General features: G+C 71.3%; 16 protein-coding genes and 1 pseudogene. 8 read left to right on the top strand and 9 right to left on the bottom strand.

What is annotated here, in order from left to right; genetic code table 11:
- Positions 1-219 precede the first annotated feature (219 nt).
- From OG753_RS26105 to OG753_RS26085, 5 genes and pseudogenes are all read right to left on the bottom strand, one after another.
- Entirely contained in the window at positions 220-1464 is a 1245-nt protein-coding gene (locus tag OG753_RS26105; RefSeq protein ID WP_327266902.1) for an amidohydrolase, read from the bottom strand.
- 137 nt (positions 1465-1601) lie between these two features.
- On the bottom strand, positions 1602-2792 hold the full coding sequence (locus OG753_RS26100) for a hypothetical protein (RefSeq protein ID WP_405792807.1): 1191 nt from the start codon (positions 2790-2792) through the stop codon (positions 1602-1604).
- A gap of 52 nt (positions 2793-2844) precedes the next feature.
- A complete protein-coding gene (locus OG753_RS26095; RefSeq protein ID WP_327266900.1) occupies positions 2845-3753 on the bottom strand; it encodes an N-acetylneuraminate synthase family protein in 909 nt (302 codons plus the stop codon).
- A gap of 426 nt (positions 3754-4179) precedes the next feature.
- Positions 4180-4530, bottom strand: a pseudogene (locus OG753_RS26090) (cytidylyltransferase domain-containing protein); the annotation flags it as partial.
- Positions 4531-4541: 11 nt separating this feature from the next.
- Positions 4542-5963 carry a DUF6716 putative glycosyltransferase gene (locus OG753_RS26085; protein WP_405790328.1) on the bottom strand — a complete coding sequence of 474 codons (1422 nt, stop codon included), beginning with the start codon at positions 5961-5963 and terminating at the stop codon, positions 4542-4544.
- Between the two features lie 176 nt (positions 5964-6139).
- Between OG753_RS26085 and OG753_RS26080 the strand changes: the two genes are divergently transcribed.
- Both OG753_RS26080 and OG753_RS26075 read left to right on the top strand, forming a co-directional pair.
- On the top strand, positions 6140-7120 hold the full coding sequence (locus OG753_RS26080; RefSeq protein WP_405790327.1) for a glycosyltransferase family 2 protein: 981 nt from the start codon (positions 6140-6142) through the stop codon (positions 7118-7120).
- Positions 7120-8511, top strand: a complete 1392-nt coding sequence (locus OG753_RS26075) for a polysialyltransferase family glycosyltransferase (protein ID WP_327264104.1) — start codon at positions 7120-7122, stop codon at positions 8509-8511. The genes OG753_RS26080 and OG753_RS26075 overlap by 1 nt, the downstream gene beginning before the upstream one ends.
- Positions 8512-8517: 6 nt before the next feature.
- Here the strand turns inward: OG753_RS26075 and leuE are convergent, their stop codons facing one another.
- Together leuE and OG753_RS26065 are read right to left on the bottom strand one after the other, a co-directional pair.
- Entirely contained in the window at positions 8518-9168 is a 651-nt protein-coding gene (gene leuE / locus OG753_RS26070; protein WP_327264103.1) for a leucine efflux protein LeuE, read from the bottom strand.
- A 45-nt stretch (positions 9169-9213) separates the two neighbouring features.
- A complete protein-coding gene (locus OG753_RS26065) occupies positions 9214-10794 on the bottom strand; it encodes a methylmalonyl-CoA mutase (RefSeq protein WP_405790326.1) in 1581 nt (526 codons plus the stop codon).
- Between the two features lie 202 nt (positions 10795-10996).
- On the opposite strand from OG753_RS26065, the gene OG753_RS26060 reads away from it, so the two are divergent.
- Positions 10997-11866 carry a peptidoglycan-binding protein gene (locus OG753_RS26060; protein WP_383198129.1) on the top strand — a complete coding sequence of 290 codons (870 nt, stop codon included), beginning with the start codon at positions 10997-10999 and terminating at the stop codon, positions 11864-11866.
- A gap of 263 nt (positions 11867-12129) precedes the next feature.
- Here the strand turns inward: OG753_RS26060 and OG753_RS26055 are convergent, their stop codons facing one another.
- Together OG753_RS26055 and OG753_RS26050 are read right to left on the bottom strand one after the other, a co-directional pair.
- Positions 12130-13119 carry a hypothetical protein gene (locus OG753_RS26055; RefSeq protein WP_405790324.1) on the bottom strand — a complete coding sequence of 330 codons (990 nt, stop codon included), beginning with the start codon at positions 13117-13119 and terminating at the stop codon, positions 12130-12132.
- Complete coding sequence (locus OG753_RS26050; RefSeq protein WP_405792805.1) at positions 13119-13862, bottom strand: RNA polymerase sigma factor; 744 nt, start codon at positions 13860-13862, stop codon at positions 13119-13121. Before OG753_RS26050 ends, OG753_RS26055 begins: the two co-directional genes overlap by 1 nt.
- Positions 13863-14277: 415 nt before the next feature.
- On the opposite strand from OG753_RS26050, the gene OG753_RS26045 reads away from it, so the two are divergent.
- From OG753_RS26045 to OG753_RS26025, 5 genes are all read left to right on the top strand, one after another.
- The gene (locus tag OG753_RS26045) at positions 14278-14835 is read left to right on the top strand and encodes a 2-oxo-4-hydroxy-4-carboxy-5-ureidoimidazoline decarboxylase (protein WP_327266898.1); all 558 of its coding nucleotides are present in this window, start codon (positions 14278-14280) and stop codon (positions 14833-14835) included.
- A 152-nt stretch (positions 14836-14987) separates the two neighbouring features.
- On the top strand, positions 14988-15368 hold the full coding sequence (gene sdhC / locus OG753_RS26040; RefSeq protein ID WP_078892868.1) for a succinate dehydrogenase, cytochrome b556 subunit: 381 nt from the start codon (positions 14988-14990) through the stop codon (positions 15366-15368).
- Between the two features lie 5 nt (positions 15369-15373).
- Positions 15374-15856 (top strand): succinate dehydrogenase hydrophobic membrane anchor subunit, encoded by a 483-nt coding sequence (locus tag OG753_RS26035; RefSeq protein ID WP_327264099.1) that lies wholly within the window; start codon positions 15374-15376, stop codon positions 15854-15856.
- Between the two features lie 23 nt (positions 15857-15879).
- Positions 15880-17634 (top strand): succinate dehydrogenase flavoprotein subunit, encoded by a 1755-nt coding sequence (gene sdhA, locus OG753_RS26030; protein WP_327264098.1) that lies wholly within the window; start codon positions 15880-15882, stop codon positions 17632-17634.
- Positions 17634-18392: a succinate dehydrogenase iron-sulfur subunit gene (locus OG753_RS26025; RefSeq protein ID WP_136229770.1), complete on the top strand. Its 759-nt coding sequence runs from the start codon at positions 17634-17636 to the stop codon at positions 18390-18392. Before sdhA ends, OG753_RS26025 begins: the two co-directional genes overlap by 1 nt.
- Positions 18393-18429: the final 37 nt, after the last annotated feature.

Here is an 18429-nt window from a genome sequence, read left to right as displayed (position 1 = left end):
TTCAAAACCTGACCGAAGCGCCACGACCGGCGCTGGTTTCGCGGCGATCGTAACGCGCGTAGATGTCAGTTAAAGGCCCGTTCATGAGTCGTTATCGGATCGTCGTGAACCGGACAGTGACCGATTGGTGACTCCCTACGCGCCCAACCCTTGCGTACCAAGGGCTGGACACGCCCGCCGGGAGTCCCGCGGATGTTGTAAGGAGTTCGGTCCGGCCCGCTACCGGACGGGGCCGGAGCGACGTCCGTCGAGCAGCGCGGCGGCCGTGAAGAACTCCACGCCGACCGCGATCGCGGACTCGTCCACGTCGAAGTCCCCGCGGTGCAGATCACGCTTGGCGGTGTCGCCCGGCGTACGGACCCCCAGCCGGGCCATCGCGCCCGGGACATGCTCCAGGTACCAGGAGAAGTCCTCGCCGCCCAGGCTCTGCTCGGTGTCCTCGACCGACTCCGTTCCGCAACGGGCCCCCATGGCCTCCCGCAGCAGCTCGGTGATCACCGGGTCGTTGACCACCGGGGGCACCCCGCGCACGTGATTGATCTCGAACTTGGCCCCGTGCATGGTCGCGATCTCGTCGATCGCCGCGTGGATCATGTCCGGCGCCTCGTGCCAGGCGTTCAGGTCCAGGCAGCGCACGGTTCCGGACAGCTCGGCGTGCATCGGGATGACGTTGCAGGCGTGCCCGGCCTCGATCCGGCCCCAGGTGACCGACATGCCCGAGCGGGCGTCCATCCGGCGGGCCAGCAGGGCGGGGGCGTCGACGGCCACCCGGGCGGCGGCCGTCACCAGGTCGGTGGTCAGGTGCGGCCGCGCGGTGTGCCCGCCGGGGCCGGAGAGGCTGACCTCCAGCCGGTCGCAGGCCGAGGTGATGGGGCCGGCCCGCAGCCCGATGCGCCCCGCGTCGACCCGGGGGTCGCAGTGCACGGCGACGATCCGGCCCACGCCGTCCAGGACCCCGGACTCGATCGCGTCGGTGGCACCGCCCGGGAGCACCTCCTCGGCGGGCTGGAAGAGCAGGCGTACGGGGCGGGGCAGCAGCCCCTGCCGGTCGAGCTCCGCGAGGACCAGGCCGGCACCGAGGACGACCGAGGTGTGCACGTCGTGGCCGCAGGCGTGGGCGCGGTCCGGGAAGGTCGAGCGGTACGCGACGTGCGTCTTGGCGTCCGGAATGGGCAGGGCGTCGATGTCCGCGCGCAGGGCCAGCATCGGCCGGCCCCCGTCCCAGGTGCCGACGTCACAGATCAGGCCCGTGCCGGACTTCAGCACCCGTGGTCGCAGGCCGGCTTTCTCCAGCCTGGCCTTGATCGCCGCGGTGGTGCGGAATTCCTGGTGTCCGAGCTCCGGGTGCATGTGCAAGTCCCGGCGGAAGGCGATCAGTTCGGTACGCAGGTGGTCCGGAAGCTTGCCGGGCAGCTCGGGCCGGTCGGACGCGGCGGGCTGGGCGGTCTGGGACTCGCGGGACATCAACTGGTTCACCCGTTGAAGGGTAGGCGCACCTGCGGGTCAACTGGCCGGGGATCACGAAAAGTTCATGCCGTTAGGGGAAAGAAACCCGGCCTCTGGACGCATGACCGGATGCACCCGGGGGTAAACTCGCGCGCTCATCCGGCTGTGGGAGCCGCCTGGGCAGGCAGTCTGCGCACATCGCGGGCGGTGTCCGTGACCCCGGCGAGAAAGCTCCGGGCGCGGGGGGAGGCGGACCCGGTGAGCCATGCGGGGTCCACATCGCATACGGCCACCGTGACACCGGTACCGGTCAGGGCGTACGGCAGGGTGTGGACGACGGTGGACGGAAAGCTGACGATCGTCCGGCCGACCGGGCCGCGCCGGGCGATCAGCTCCAGCGGCAGGTCCGGGCGCACGATCTCCAGACTGGTCGCCCGGCTCAGCGCGCGCAGCTTCTCGGGTGACTCGCGGCGGTGGGCGAAGTAGCGGGTGGCGCCGTGCTCCACGGTCAGGGCGCGCACCGCGTCCAGATAGCGGTCCGGGTCCACCACCCCGGTCTCCACCAGCGAGGTGCCGACCAGGTCGGTGCCCCTGGTCGGGCGGGGCGGCCCGAACCGGGCGCGGGTCCAGGCGAAGTCGTTGACCCGCAGCGTCATCCCGCCGTGGGCGGTGACGGGCATCGAGCTGAACACCTCGACGCGGTGGCCGCGGCGTCCGGCCGGGACGAAGCGGCGGCGCGCGGCCGCCGAGACGGGTGCGTACGCCAGCTCGCGGATCCGGCCGGGCAGTCCGCCGCCGCCGACCCGGTGCCACCGTACGAGGCGTTCGCCGCGGGCGGTCTGGGCCATGAACTCCATGGTGGCCGTGCCGTCGTCGACGACGACGAGCTCCTCGGCGCGTACGAGGGTCAGCAGCAGCTGCACGTAGCGCGAGAAGGGGTCGCCGACCACGACCGTGCGCGCGGCGCGCACGTCGCGCGCCAGCGCGGCGAGCGCCTTCAGCGGCGCGAACCGGCTGCCGCGCGCCTCCTGCCAGCGGACCTCGTGCCCCTCGTCCCGCGCCAGCGCGGCCATCCGGCGCAGCTGGCCGCGGGACATCGGGTCGGTGGGCGGCAGCACCACGATGCTCAGGGGTGACGCGGCGGCGCCCGTCGGCCGGTCGGCCGGTCCGGGCCGCCGCGCCCCGCCGTCGCCACGGCGCCTGCCCTGGCGCGGGACGCCGTCCAGCCGCGGCTGCCGCTCCCCGGTGTGCGCGTACGCCCACTCCAGCACGTTCAGGAGCTGGACCGGACTCTCGACGAACGCCAGGGTGGAGGCGGAGGGGGCGGGGGTGCCGGAGGGGGTCAGGGTCACCACGTACTCCTTCGGGGGGCGGAACGCGGACGCGCCGGAGCGGAGGTCAGACGGCTGCCAGCTCGCCCCGGACGCGGCGGAGCTTCTTCATCGGGCCGAGCTCGGACTCGTAGACCCGCTTGATGCCGTCGCCGAGGGCGGTCTCGATGGTGCGGATGTCGCGGACCAGGCGGGCCAGGCCACCGGGCTCGACCGAGGCGGCCTGGTCGGAGCCCCACATCGCGCGGTCGAGGGTGATGTGGCGCTCGACGAAGGTGGCGCCGAGGGCGACGGCGGCGAGGGTGGTCTGCAGGCCCGTCTCGTGGCCGGAGTAGCCGATCGGGACGTTCGGGTACTCGTCGCGCAGGGTGTTGATCACGCGCAGGTTGAGCTCCTCGGCCTTGGCCGGGTACGTGGAAGTCGCGTGGCAGAGAAGGATGTTGGCGCTGCCGAGCACCTCCACCGCGTGGCGGATCTGGTGCGGGGTGGACATGCCGGTGGACAGGACGACGGTGCGGCCGGTGGCGCGCAGGGCGCGCAGCAGTTCGTCGTCGGTGAGGGAGGCGGAGGCCACCTTGTGTGCGGGGACGTCGAACTTCTCCAGGAAGGCGACGGCCTCGGTGTCCCACGGGGAGGCGAACCAGTCGATGCCGCGCTTGGCGCAGTGGTCGTCGATGGCGCGGTACTCGTCCTCGCCGAACTCGACCCTGTGGCGGTAGTCGATGTAGGTCATCCGGCCCCAGGGGGTGTCGCGTTCGATGTCCCACTGGTCGCGCGGGGTGCAGATCTCCGGGGTGCGCTTCTGGAACTTCACGGCGTCGCAGCCGGCTTCGGCGGCGGCGTCGATGAGGGCGAAGGCGTTGCCGAGGTCGCCGTTGTGGTTGATGCCGATCTCGCCGACGACGTAGACGGGGCGGCCGGTGCCCGCGGTGCGGGAGCCGAAGGTGCGCAGACGGGAGTCGGGCGTTGCGGTCATGGCAGGGGGCGTCCTTCGGTGCGGGGATGTACGGGGAGTACGGGGTGTGGGCTGCGGGTCGAGATGCGCGTCGTGCTCCGGGGCGGGCTGTGCGGGGTGTGCCCCGGGGCGCGGGTCGAGCAGGGGTGCGAGCAGGCGGGCGCGGGCCAGGTCGTGCGGGTCGTCGATCTCCAGGACCCGTGCGGGGTCGGTGGCGACGGGGAGGGTGCGGCCGAAGAACCGGTGCCGGGCGCTGCGGAAGCCCGCGGCGTCCATGGCGTAGGCGGCGCCCGTCTCCAGCAGGTCCTGCGGCCGGTCCTGGCGCCGGGGGCGTCGTGCCCGGTCGTGGTTGACGCCGGTCCCGGAGCCGTCGGCCCCGTCCCGCCAGAGGAACCCGTGGAAGGGGGCCACGGTCAGGGCCGAGTCGGCTGCCCCGGAGGCGACGGCGACGGCGACCGACTCGACGTCGGAGGTGGCGAGGAAGGGGCTGGTGCACTGGACGAGGAGGACCACGTCCACGACGAGGGAGTGCAGTTCCTCGAAGGCGGCGAGCGCGTGCAGGACCGCGGCCTCGCTGCTGGCGGTGTCGCCGGAGATGGCGTGGGGGCGCGCGATCACGTCGGCGCCCGCGGCGCGGGCGGCGGCGGCGATGGCCTCGGAGTCGGTGGAGACCACCACGTCGGTGACGGTCGGCGCGGAGCGGCAGGCAAGGACGGCGCGGGCGACGAGCGGGGTGCCGGCGACCTCGGCGAGGTTCTTGCCGGGCACTCCCTTGGAGCCGCCGCGGGCCGGGATCACGGCGAGGACCCTCACAGCTCCCCCAGCCTTCGGATCACCGGGGCCACGCGCTGCACGCCGTGCCGGTAGGCCCCGCGGGCGGCTTCGCGCAGATGCGAGCGGAGCCGGCGGCGCAGCCGGGACTCGCCTGCCGCCGGGCGCACCGCGCCGGGCAGCGGGGTGCCGTCGGGCGCGAGGTGGTGGCGGGCGAGGATCCCGGGGAGGTATCCGGGGGCGGTGGTGAGCGTGTAGTAGGGGGCGGGCGAGGGCAGCCGGGCGGCGGCCAGCAGCCCGGCGACCTTGGCCCGCGCGAGGGCGTAGGCGTCGGGGCCGGCGCCCCCGTCGGTGCCTCTCTCCGCGGGGCCGTCCGCACGTCGTTCCGCACGACCGTCCGCACCCCGGTCCGTACCCCTGTCCACGCCCCGATCCGTACGACCGTCCGCGCCCGCCGGGGGCAGGACGCCCTGTGCCGCCAGCCAGACCGGGTCCCCCTGCGGGAGGAGCCCGGAGTCGATCTGGTCCCAGGAGGCCAGGCAGCCCGAGCCCAGGAAGTGGTGGTTGCCGAGGGACTCGCGGATCCCGAGGTCGGTCAGGATCGCCGTCGGGACGGACCGGTGCAGGGATTCCAGGGCGGCCGTGGAGGAGACGGTGACCAGCAGGTCCGTGCCGTCCAGGACCTCGCCCATGTTCCCGTACACCAGGCGGCAGTTGGTGGGCAGGCCGCCGGGGAGGCGCTCCGCGAGCCGCTGGTACGGCTGCTCCTCCAGGTGCGTGGTGTGCTCCCCGGGCTTGCTGCGGAGTTTGATCAGCACCTCGCGCTCGGGGTGCAGCCGGGCGTGCCCGGCGGCCCGTTCCAGCAGGTAGGCGCGGTCGGCGCGGCTGTCGGGCACGGAGGGCTGGACGGCGAAGACCACCGTGTGGGCCCGGCTCCCGGCCTGCTCGTACGGCGCCCCGCCCAGGAAGGGCAGCGCGGTCTCGGTGACGGCGGCGGCGTCCGCGCCGACGCCCTCGTACACGGCGCGGAACCGCTGGGCGTCGTGGCGGGAGTTGGCGAGGACGAGGTCGGCGCCGTGCCGCAGCAGGAGCCCGTCGGCAAGCTTCTCGTAGACGACGCCCACGTAGCCGGTGACGAACACGGGGCGCCCCGCCGGGGCGGGCCACAGGGCGCGGGCCCCGTGCAGGACCGCCTGGACGGCCCCGCCGACGAGCGCGAGGACGACCACGTCGTAGCGCTCGCGTTCGATCTCGGCGAGGAACGCGGCGCAGGTCACCTCGGACAGCCGGTCGGCCCGCACCCCCACCTCACCGAGCTGGCGCGCGGTGGGAGTGGCGCGGCCGCGCAGCAGGAATCCGGTGAGCTGATGGTCGGGCACGAGACGGCGGGCGGTGAGTGCGCCCCATTTCCATCTCGTATCGGAATCGGCGAGGACGGCGACGCGTTTGCGTTCTGGCACGCGGCAGAAGCTATTCCGCGATTTCGGTGATCGGCCCAACGAGCGCACAACAGCGGGTTAACAAAGTGTCGACTGAATGCGAAAGCGTGCGGGTTAACTCGCCCGCCCGGCGCCGTTCACATGGAATCCGCGTCCGGGCCACGGTGAATGCCGGGCGGCGCCCTATGGTCTCGCAGGTGCCCAAGCTCTCTGTTGTCGTGCCTTTCTACAACGCACAGACATACGCACCGGATGCCCTCAAGAGTCTCGAACTCAACGCCCGGGACGATTTCGAGTTCCTGCTCGTCGACGACTGCTCGACGGACGGGACCGCCGGCCTGCTGGAGCGGGCGGCGCGCGAGCTGCCGGGGGCGGTGCACCTCAGACACGGGCGCAACAGCGGCCTGGCCGCCACGCGGAACACCGGTCTGGACGCGGCCCGCGGCGAGTACCTGGCCTTCCTGGACGGGGACGACTGGCTGGCGCCCGGCCACCTGGCCCGGACGCTGGCCGCCATCGAGAGCCTGAACTGCGATTTCGTCCGTACGGACCATGTGCGCTGCACGGGCCGGACGCGGAGCGTGCAGCGCGTCCCCTTCGGCCCGCAGTCCGTCGTCGCCGATCCGCGCACCGCGATCCTGCCCGCCGACCGGGCCACTTCGGTGGACTATCCGTACGCCTGGGCCGGCATGTACCACCGGCGACTGCTGGACCGCGGGGTGCTGCATTTCACCGACGGGCTGCGGACCGCGGAGGACCGGCCGTGGATCTGGCGGCTGCACCGGGAGGCGTCGTCCTTCGCCCCGGTCGGGCTGCCCGGAATCTTCTACCGTCGCGGCATTTCCACCTCGTTGACGCAAGTGGGTGACGAACGGCAGCTCGATTTCATCCGCGCATTCGATCAAGTACTCGCGGACGTGCGCACGGACCGGGATTCCGGCCGACTGCTCCCGAAAGCCGTCCGAACATATTGTGCAATCATCGCCCACCATTTCGGATCCATCGAAAGGTTCGAACCGGACGTGGCCAGGAAACTCCGCCTCATGAGCTCGGCCGCACTCGGCCGCATGCCGCAGGACGTACTGGACCGGGTCCTGGACTCGATGGACGTTGAACGCTCCACCGTGCTGCGCCGGCTGCGTCCCGGCCGCCGCGTCCCGTCGGGAGCGAACGCCTGATGCCCACCCAGATCTTCCTGGCCTCCACCCTCTACGGCACGGCCACGCTCGCGGCGGGCATCGACGCGGGCCTCTTCCCGCCCGCCGGCCGGCGCATCCTGCTGACCAGCAACCACGCCGTCACCGCCGAGGTCACCCCGGGGGTCGCGGACATGCCCGGCTTCGCCGCCCTGCGCCCCCGCTTCGACGAGGTCCTGGACTGGAACAGCGTCATCGAGCCGCAGCACCCCAGCACCTGGGCACCGCGCGCGGAGGACGTCCCGATCTGGGAGCGGCAGCTGCGCGGCCTGTGGAACCTCGGCGAGGACCGTGTCGAGCTGATCGTGGAGTCGCTCCAGGTCCCGCCGGCCCAGACCCTGTGCCGGCTCTTCCCGGGTGCGGCCGTCGACGTCTACGCCGACGGGCTCATGAGCTACGGACCCACCCGCTTCCGCCTCGACCCGCAGCTCGGGATGCGGGTGCGGCGGGTGCTCCACCTGGACCTGGTGCCCGGTCTGGAGCCGCTGCTGCTGACGGAGTTCGGCGTGCGGGCGGAGGTGGTGCCGTCGGAGCCGTTCCTCAAGGTCCTCGCCGAGCTCGCCGAAGCCACCGCGGACACCGGGACCACCGGGACCACCGGGACCACCGCGGAAACGAAAACCGGCACGGACGGGCCGGCCGGGCCCCCGGCCCTCCTCCTGGGCCAGTACCTCTCCGCCCTCGACCTGATGACCCCGGCCGAGGAGGAGGAACTGCACGTGTCGATGGTCCGGGGCGCCCACGCCCTGGGCCACCGGGAGCTGGTCTTCAAACCGCACCCCGGCGCCCCGGCCGCTTACTGGCGCCGGGCCGAGGAGGAGGCCGGGCGGCTCGGCGTCCGGCTGACCGTCGCCGCCGCCCCGGTCCTGGCCGAGACCCTCTACCAGCGGCTGCGCCCCGCGCTGGTCGTCGGCTGCTTCTCCACCGGGCTGCTGACCGCCGCCACGCTGTACGGGCTCCCGGTGGCCCGGACCGGCACCGGCGCGGTCCTGGACGCGCTGACCCCGTACCCGAACAGCAACCGCGTCCCGCTCGCGCTGGTGGACGCCCTGCTCCCGGACCTCGCCGACGCCGCGGCGGTCCGCGCCTGGACGCCCCCGACCCCCGAGGAGGTCCGGGCGGAACCGGCCGCGCTGCTGACCGCCGTCGGGTTCACGATGCAGCCGCAGATCCTGGCCGCGCGCCGGCCGGCGGCCGAGGCCTACCTGGCCGGGCATCTGAACCCGCATACCCGGCGCTGCTTCACCCGCCGCCGGCTTACGGCCCTGGGCCTGCCGGGAGGCATCCCGGCGCAGCTCTCGTTCCTGCCGCGCAGCCGGGCGGTGCGCCGGGCCGTGCGGCGGATGGGGTGGCTGCGCCGCGTGGTCGACTGAGAGGTCTCAGCTGACGGCGAGCTTGGCCGCGAAGCCGAGGAAGAGCACGCCCGCCGCCGAGGTGGCCCCGGCCGACAGCCGCTTGCGACGCCGGAACGCCGCCGAGAGACGGGTCCCGCCGAAGATCAGCAGCGTCAGGTAGAGGAAGCTGCCCGTCTGCAGCAGTCCGCCCAGCAGCAGGAAGGACAGGGCCGGGTAGGCGTAGGACGGGTCCACGAACTGCACGAAGAAGGACATCAGGAAGAGGATGGCCTTCGGGTTCAGGAGGCTGATCAGCAGCGCCCGCCGGTAGGGCCGTTCGTTCTCGGCCGGGTCGGCGGGGGCGGTGTCCTCGGCCTCGGCCCGCTCGGCGCGCGTGCGCCACAGCGCCCACGCGCCGCGCAGCATCCCCACGGCCAGCCACGCCAGGTAGCCGGCTCCGAGGACCTTCACCACGGTGAACACCAGCGGGCTCGCCCGCAGCAGCGCTCCGGCGCCCACGGCGGTGAGCAGCATGAGCACGGCGTCGCCGGTGAACACCCCGGCGGCGGCCTTGTACCCGGTGCGCACCCCGCGGCGGGCGGCCGCGGAGAGCACGTAGAGCGAGTTCGGGCCCGGCAGCAGAATGATCAGCACCAGGCCGGCGAGATAAGTCGGAAGATCGGTCACACCCAGCATGCGCAGGAGTGTCCCATACGGTTGCACCTGTCGCGCCAGTGTGTTTCACCAGGTGGAACCGGACGGCTCGTAGGTCCCCCAGACCTCCCTCAGCGCGCCGCACACCTCGCCCACCGTGGCCCGGGCGCGCAGCGCCTCCTTCATCGGGTAGAGCACGTTCGCCGTTCCCGCCGCCGCCTCCTTCAGGGACGCGAGCGCCGCCGTGACGGTCGCGCCGTTCCGCTCCGCGCGCAGCCTCGCCAGCGCCGCGCACTGCCGTGCCTCGATCGCCGGGTCCACGCGCAGCGGCTCGTACGCGTCCTCGCGCTCCAGTGCGAACCGGTTGACCCCGACGACCACCCGCTCGCCGCTCTCGGTCTCCTGCGCGATGCGGTAGGCGTTCCGCTCGATCTCGGCCTTCTGGAACCCGGCCTCGATCGCCGCCACCGCCCCGCCCTGCTCCTCGACCCTGCGCATCAGCGCGAGCGCCGCCTCCTCCAGTTCGTCCGTCATCCGCTCCACCGCGTACGAACCGGCGAAGGGGTCCACGGTGTGCGGCACGTCCGTCTCGTGCGCGAGGACCTGCTGGGTGCGCAGCGCGAGGCGGGCGGACTTCTCGGTCGGCAGGGCGATCGCCTCGTCGAAGGAGTTGGTGTGCAGGGACTGCGTGCCGCCGAACACGGCGGCCAGGGCCTGCACGGCCACCCGTACGAGGTTCAGCTCGGGCTGCTGCGCGGTCAGCTGGACCCCGGCCGTCTGGGTGTGGAAGCGCAGCATCAGCGACTTCGGATCGCGCGCCCCGAACTCCTCCCGCATGACGCGGGCCCAGATCCGCCGGGCCGCGCGGAACTTCGCGACCTCCTCCAGAAGGGTGGTGCGGGCGACGAAGAAGAAGGAGAGCCGGGGTGCGAACTCGTCGACCACCATCCCCGCCGCCAGGGCCGTACGGACGTAGGCGATGCCGTCGGCGAGGGTGAAGGCCACCTCCTGCGCGGGCGAGGCGCCGGCTTCGGCCATGTGGTAGCCGGAGATGGAGATGGTGTTCCAGCGGGGGATCTCGGCCCGGCAGTAGCGGAAGGTGTCGGCCGTCAGCCGCAGCGAGGGGCCGGGCGGGAAGATGTACGTCCCGCGGGCGATGTACTCCTTGAGCACGTCGTTCTGGACCGTTCCCGTCAGTTCCGTGCCCGAGATGCCCTGTTCCTCCGCAACCAGCTGGTAGAGCAGCAGGAGCAGTGCGGCGGGTGCGTTGATCGTCATCGAGGTGGAGACCCGGTCGAGGGGGATCCCGTCGAACAGCGTCCGCATGTCGTCGAGCGAGTCGACGGCGACGCCGACCTTGCCCACCTCGCCCTGCGCGAGGGGCGCGTCGGAGTCGTGTCCCATCTGCGTGGGCAGGTCGAAGGCGACGGACAGCCCGGTGCCGCCGCCCTCGATGAGCTGCCGGTAACGGGCGTTGGACTCGGCGGCCGCGCCGAAGCCGGCGTACTGCCGCATGGTCCACGGCCGACCGGTGTACATGTTCGGATAAATCCCCCGAGTATAGGGGAAGTCGCCCGGATGGCCGAGCGCGGCGGACGGGTCCCATCCCGTCAGGTCGCCCGGCCCGTAGACCGGTTCGATGGGCAGTCCGCTCTCGGTGCGTGCCATGTGACGTAGTCCTCCGTAGAGCAAGCGGGCCCAGGACTGATAAAACCTCCCCGAGCCACCGCCGGGACGCCCCGGCGCGTATCGCTTCGTAAGGCTGCGGACGACTGCCGGTCACAATGGCGCAACATCCCGGAGCCGTGTGCAACTGTCCGCGCATGCGGAGCATCACCTAGATACACGACGTAGAAACCGGGGGACTGCAATGCAGCGCCAGAGATTCATAATCCGCACGATCGGGGTGGCAACCGCCGTCGCGCTCGCCGCGACCGCCTGCGGACCGCAGAAGACGGAGCCCGTTGCCTCCGCCTCCTCGGCCGCTTCCTCGCCCACGGCGGGCGCCTCCCCCGAAGCCTCCCCGTCCACCGACGACAAGCCCTCGGGCTCGCCCTCGCCGTCCGCGTCCGCGTCGGCCTCCGCGTCGGCCTCTCCTTCGCCGTCGGTGAAGCAGATCATGGCCAACGGCGACGAGAGCGAGCAGGTGCGCGAGCTCCAGGCCCGGCTCAAGCAGCTCAAGCTGATGTCGGTGGCCCCGACCGGCTTCTACGGCTCGAAGACGACGGCCGCGGTCAAGTCCTTCCAGTCGAAGAACGGGCTGAACGCCACCGGTTCGGTCGACGACGCCACCTGGAAGAAGATCCAGAGCTCCAGCAAGAAGCCCTCCGCCGACGAGCTGCGCCCGCCGACCGTCAACGAGGTCGACGCGCCGGACCCTCGCTGCATGGAGGGCCGCGTCATGTGCATCAGCAAGGAGAGCCGCACCCTCGCCTGGATGATCGACGGCAAGGTCGTCTCGACGATGGACGTCCGCTTCGGCTCCGAGAACACCCCGACCCGTGAGGGCGTGTTCAACGTGGGCTGGAAGGCCAAGGAATGGACGTCGACGATCTACCACACGCCGATGCCGTACGCGATGTTCTTCAGCGGCGGCCAGGCCGTGCACTACTCGGCCGACTTCGCGGCCCGCGGCTACAACGGAGCCTCGCACGGCTGCGTGAACGTCCGGGACAAGGGCAAGCTGTCGGCACTGTTCGACCAGGTCAAGGTCGGCGACAAGGTCGTCGTCTACTGGTGATGCCGAGGGCCGGGACCGGGGCCGGTGACCGGCCCCGCGAGCTTTCCCGCACACGGAAAACAAGAAGCCCGAGGCGATGCCTCGGGCTTCTGGTCTGACGTAAAGGGCGCGGGCAGGGCCGGGGGAACGTGCCCCGCCCGCGCCGGTTGCGCAGAGCCCAGGGGTACGGGGGGAACCCCGGCTCATGCGCGGCCGATGACCAGTCGGCTCGATATGTACTGCGCCACCGGTTCGAAAAGTGTTACAGGCAGGTCAGCACATGTTCAGCGGTCGCTGCGCAGGCCGGCCGAACCCTGCGGGACCGCCGGTTCCAGGCTCGGCGCCCGGAGCGTCCCGCCCAGCGGGGCGTCGCTGCGCTTGCCGCCTCCGGAGCCCTCTTCGTCCAGCAGCGACTTGCAGTAGGCCGGGATCCGGGTGAGGCCGTTGGCGAGGCGCGAGAGCCGCTCGCGGCGGGCGTCGTCGAGCCGGCCCGACTTGAACGCCTCGCACAGGTCCATGGCCTTGATCAGGGTCTCCCGGTTGCGCTCGCGGTCCTCGCTCGCGTCCCCGCCGCCCAAGGTGTCCCGGTCGCCGTCCTTGCCGCCCGTGCCGCTCTGGCCGCCCTGGACGTCCTTGCCGGTGCCGCCCGTCGCCGTGCCCGAGGAGGTGCCGGTGCTCGCACCGGTCCCGGGTGTCGCAGGACCGTCCGAGCCCGGCGGCTGCGGGGTGCCCGCCGTGACCGTCGCGTTCGCGCCCTCCAGAAGCCGGGTGGGCGCCGGCGTCGGCTTCGCGGTCGGCGCTCCGCTGCCGGTGCCCGGAACGGGGTCCTCGCCGGCGCTCACGGACATCGCCGGACCGGGGCCGGCGCTGTCGTGACGGGGCCGCTCCAGCAGCCCGGCGCCCGCCGCCGCGGCGAGTCCGCCGACGGCGACACTGGCCAGCGCGGCCGCCAGGCCGAAGCTCACGGTCCGGCTGCGCCGGGGAGCGGGCACGGGAACGATGCGGCCGAGGTCGACCACGGGTTCGGCGGACACGGCGGAGGCCTCCGCGGCGCCACGGGCGGTACGGAAGGCGGCCATGGCCGCGGCCTCGCCGCGAAGTTCTCCGGGCGGCGGCCCGGTCACGCCGCCCAGGGCGTCCAGGGCGGCACGCAGCCGCGCGGCCTCGGTCCGGGCCCGCTGACCGGCGGCCGGCCCCACAGGTTCCACCGGTTCACCGCGCAGCAGTTTTTCCGCTGCGGCTTTGTCCAGCCACCTGTTGCGCTCGTCGGCCATCACATGTCCTTCTGCGTCCGCCAACGTGAATCCGTCACACCGGTTTGCTCTACGAAGCCCCCGCCCCGGCCACGCTGTGCGGGTACGGCGTCGAGATCCCTCCCGCCCCCGCCGTCCCACACCTGGCCACGGGCATTATGACCGACCGTCGCGCGCGGGTCGGAGCCGGTGTCCGGGTCCGGCTCGAACCCGCCCTCCGCGCCGAGCAGCTCGGCCAGCTTCTTCAGGCCCCGGTGGGCGGCCGTCCGTACGGCACCGGGCCGCTTGCCGAGGGTCTCGGCCGCGCTCTTGGCATCGAGTCCGACCACGACCCGCAGGACGACGGCCTCGGCCTGGTCCTGCGGAAGCTGCGCGATGAGAGCCATGGTCCGCCCGGTGGCGAGGGACTCCATCGCCGCGCCGGCGGTGTCGCACTCGGCGGCCCAGCCGGTCAGCTCGGTGTCGTCGCCGCCGATGGCCGGACGACGGCCGCGCATGCGGATGTGGTCGAGGGCCCGGTTGCGGGCGATGCGGGCGGCCCAGCCGCGGAAGCGGTCGGCGTCGCCTGTGAAGGAGTCGAGGTCGCGGGCTATCTGCAGCCAGGCCTCCGAGGTCACGTCCTCCGCGTCGCCGTCCCCGACGAGCGTGCGTACGTAACCGAGCAGGCGTGGGTGCACCGCGCGGTACACAGCACGGAACGCGTTCTCGTCGCCGTCCTGTGCCGCGAGCACCGCGGTGGTCAGCTCCGCGTCGTCCCCCAGCAAAGTCCCCAACCCGTTCACTGTCCTGTACGTGTGGCGCAAATCAGCACGTTACGGCTTTCAAGTACCTCGCGTCCACGAGTGATACAACGTGCAACCAACCCTGTGCGGAGCGAGGTGTGACACAAAACGCACCCGAGGCGCTGACAGGGATACGGGCTTGTCGCACGAGCCCGTGACGGATGGCGGCCGGGGCCTCTCCTGTGGGGGGTGGCGGCCTCGGTCGCCCTCCCCTTCCCGGGGCCTTCACCATGCCTGCCCGTGGCGCTCACGTCATCCTTTCGGCTCACTTCCGGGTGAAATCCCCGAATCGGTACGACACACCCTGCCCTGCGTCGATAGCGTGGCGGTACACCCCCGCCGCGCCCCGAGGAGCCCCCTGCTGTCCAGCCACCTTCCGGCACAGGCCCCAGGGGGCATTTCCCGCACCGCATCCGGGGCAACCTCCCACCCTTCTCACGGCTCCGGGCTGGCTCGGTTCAACGCCCTGTCCCCCGAAACCGCCCGGGCCGTCCTGCTGCACTGCTGCGGAAGCCCGCGCTGGGCGCACCGGGTGGCGGCGCACCGCCCCTACCCGGATCCCGACGCCCTGTTCGCCGCCGCCGACGAGGCCTCGTACGACCTCTCGCAGCGCGACCTGAGCGAGGCGCTGGCCGCGGAGTCCTCGGCGGAGCTGGAGCACGGGGCCCCGTACGCCGCCCTGCTGGCCCTCGACGCGGCCCATGCGGAGTACGAACGAAAGTTCGGGCACGCCTTCGTGATCTGCCTCGACAGACACCCGCCGGAGGAACAGGCCGACCAGCTGCTGGGCGCGATCCGCCGCAGGATGGGCCACGAGGTGGACGAGGAGCGCTCGCTCTCCGCCGACGAGCTGCGACGCGTCGCCCAGTCCCGGCTGCGGGATCTGACACGCTGGCTGACCTCTACCGATGGGCCGACTGCCACGGAAATCGGGCTATTCGCCCCTGTGGGATAGTCCGTACGTGCCTGTTTGATCACACCGATGGCCCCCGCGCAAGGGAACCGACAAAGCGTCGCTACGATGTCCGGGGCCGGAGGACCGTACCCGGCCGGGCCCGACCGACAAAGAAGCCGGCTGGCCCCCGCCCCGCTTCCGGAGGGTTTTCCGTGCCGGCTGGAACGTTGTACCGCGGCCGGGAAGGAATGTGGTCCTGGGTGGCTCATCGAGTCACCGGCGTCCTCATCTTCTTCTTCCTGTTCGTACACGTCCTCGACACCGCTCTCGTCCGCGTCTCCCCCGAGGCGTACGACGATGTCGTGGCTACCTACAAGACTCCGATCGTCGCGCTGCTGGAATACGGCCTCGTCGCCGCCATCCTGTTCCACGCGCTCAACGGTCTCCGTGTCATCGCCGTGGATTTCTGGTCCAAGGGCCCGCGCTACCAGAAGCAGATGCTCTGGACCGTCGTGGGCATCTGGATCGTGCTGATGGTCGGGGCCCTGTACCCCGTCCTGGGCCACGCCTACCTTGAACTGTTCGGGAAGTGACACGCATGTCTTCTGACACTTCTTCCGTCGACATGACCAAGGGCGTGGAGGGCGTTTCCCTCTACGACACCGACAACCCGGCGCCCTACATCGAGGCCCCGCGCAAGCGCACGGGCAAGACCCCGCGCTCGACCCGCGGCAACTTCGAGATGGTCGCGTGGCTCTTCATGCGCCTCTCGGGCATCGTGCTCGTCGTCCTGGTCATCGGCCACCTGCTGATCCAGCTGGTGCTCGACGGCGGCGTCTCCAAGATCGGCTTCGCCTTCGTGGCCGGCCGATGGGCTTCCCCGTTCTGGCAGGTCTGGGACCTGCTGATGCTGTGGCTGGCCATGCTGCACGGCGCCAACGGTCTGCGTACCGTCATCAACGACTACGCGGAGCGCGCCAACACGCGGCTGTGGCTGAAGGGCCTGCTCTACACCGCCACGGTGTTCACCATCCTTCTGGGCACGCTGGTGATCTTCACCTTCGACCCGAACATCCGCTAGGCAACGGGGCTGAGGCGAAACCAATGAAGATCCACAAGTACGACACCGTCATCGTCGGCGCAGGTGGCGCCGGCATGCGCGCCGCCATCGAGTCGACGAAGCGCAGCCGCACCGCGGTACTGACGAAGCTCTACCCCACCCGCTCCCACACGGGCGCCGCGCAGGGCGGCATGGCTGCCGCGCTGGCCAACGTGGAAGAGGACAACTGGGAGTGGCACACCTTCGACACGGTCAAGGGCGGTGACTACCTGGTCGACCAGGACGCCGCCGAGATCCTGGCGAAGGAGGCCATCGACGCGGTCCTCGACCTGGAGAAGATGGGCCTGCCGTTCAACCGCACCCCGGACGGCACCATCGACCAGCGCCGCTTCGGCGGCCACTCGCGCAACCACGGCGAGGCCCCGGTCCGCCGGTCCTGCTACGCCGCGGACCGCACGGGTCACATGATCCTCCAGACGCTCTACCAGAACTGTGTCAAGGAGGGCGTGGAGTTCTTCAACGAGTTCTACGTCCTGGACCAGCTCCTGGTCGAGGAGGACGGAGTCAAGAAGTCGGCCGGTGTGGTCGCGTACGAGCTCGCCACCGGCGAGATCCACGTGTTCCAGGCCAAGGCCGTCATCTACGCCTCCGGCGGCACCGGCAAGTTCTTCAAGGTGACCTCCAACGCGCACACCCTCACGGGTGACGGCCAGGCGGCCTGCTACCGCCGCGGTCTGCCGCTGGAGGACATGGAGTTCTTCCAGTTCCACCCGACGGGCATCTGGCGCATGGGCATCCTGCTGACGGAGGGCGCCCGCGGTGAGGGCGGCATCCTCCGCAACAAGGACGGCGAGCGCTTCATGGAGAAGTACGCGCCGGTCATGAAGGACCTCGCGTCCCGTGACGTCGTCTCGCGCTCCATCTACACCGAGATCCGTGAGGGCCGCGGCTGCGGTCCGGCCGGTGACCACGTGTACCTGGACCTGACGCACCTCCCGCCGGAGCAGCTCGACGCGAAGCTCCCGGACATCACCGAGTTCGCGCGCACCTACCTGGGCATCGAGCCGTACACGGACCCGATCCCGATCCAGCCCACCGCGCACTACGCCATGGGCGGCATCCCGACCAACGTCGAGGGTGAGGTCCTGTCGGACAACACCACCGTCGTCCCGGGCCTGTACGCGGCCGGCGAGGTCGCGTGCGTGTCGGTGCACGGCGCGAACCGCCTGGGCACCAACTCGCTGCTGGACATCAACGTCTTCGGCAAGCGCTCGGGTATCGCCGCGGCCCGTTACTCGCAGGAGAACGACTACGTCGAGCTCCCGGAGAACCCGGCGCAGCAGGTCATCGACCTCGTCGAGCACCTGCGCAACTCCACGGGCAACGAGCGGGTCGCCGAGCTGCGTCTGGAGCTCCAGGAGACGATGGACGCGTGCGTGATGGTGTTCCGTACGGAGCAGACCATCAAGACCGCGGTCGAGAAGATCGCGGAACTGCGCGAGCGCTACAAGAACGTGTCCGTCCAGGACAAGGGCAAGCGCTTCAACACGGACCTGCTGGAAGCCATCGAGCTGGGCAACCTGCTCGACCTGGCCGAGGTCATGGCCGTGTCCGCGCTGGCGCGCAAGGAGTCCCGCGGCGGTCACTACCGCGAGGACTACCCGAACCGCGACGACGTCAACTTCATGCGCCACACCATGGCGTACCGCGAGGTCGGCGACGACGGCAAGGACTCCGTCCGGCTGGACTACAAGCCCGTCGTCGTCACCCGCTACCAGCCGATGGAGCGTAAGTACTGATGGCCACCCCCACCCTGGACAAGATGGAGGCGGCGGCCGCCGCCTCGCCGTTCATCACGGTCACCTTCCGGATCCGCCGCTTCAACCCGGAGATCTCGGACGAGTCGGTCTGGCAGGACTTCCAGGTCGAGATCGACCCGAAGGAGCGCGTGCTCGACGGTCTCCACAAGATCAAGTGGGACCTCGACGGCACGCTGACGTTCCGTCGCTCGTGCGCGCACGGCATCTGCGGCTCCGACGCGATGCGGATCAACGGCAAGAACAGGCTCGCCTGCAAGACGCTGATCAAGGACATCAACCCGGAGAAGCCGATCACCGTCGAGGCCATCAAGGGCCTCACCGTGATGAAGGACCTTGTCGTCGACATGGAGCCCTTCTTCCAGGCGTACCGCGACGTCATGCCGTTCCTGGTCACCAAGGGCAACGAGCCGACGCGCGAGCGGCTGCAGTCCGCCGAGGACCGCGAGCGCTTCGACGACACCACCAAGTGCATCCTGTGCGCCGCGTGCACGTCCTCGTGCCCGGTGTTCTGGAACGACGGCCAGTACTTCGGCCCGGCGGCGATCGTCAACGCGCACCGCTTCATCTTCGACTCGCGCGACGAGGCCGGCGAGCAGCGGCTGGAGATCCTGAACGACAAGGACGGCGTGTGGCGCTGCCGCACGACCTTCAACTGCACCGACGCGTGCCCGCGTGGCATCGAGGTCACGAAGGCGATCCAGGAAGTCAAGCGTGCGCTGATCACGCGCCGTTTCTGACCTTCCGGTCCGCGTGTGCGAGGGCCCCGTCCCCGGT

This window comes from Streptomyces sp. NBC_00029 (assembly GCF_045160505.1).
Taxonomy (GTDB): Bacteria; Actinomycetota; Actinomycetes; order Streptomycetales; family Streptomycetaceae; genus Streptomyces.
The sequence above is the reverse complement of the archived record's forward strand: the minus strand, read 5'-3'. Positions and strand labels throughout refer to the sequence as shown.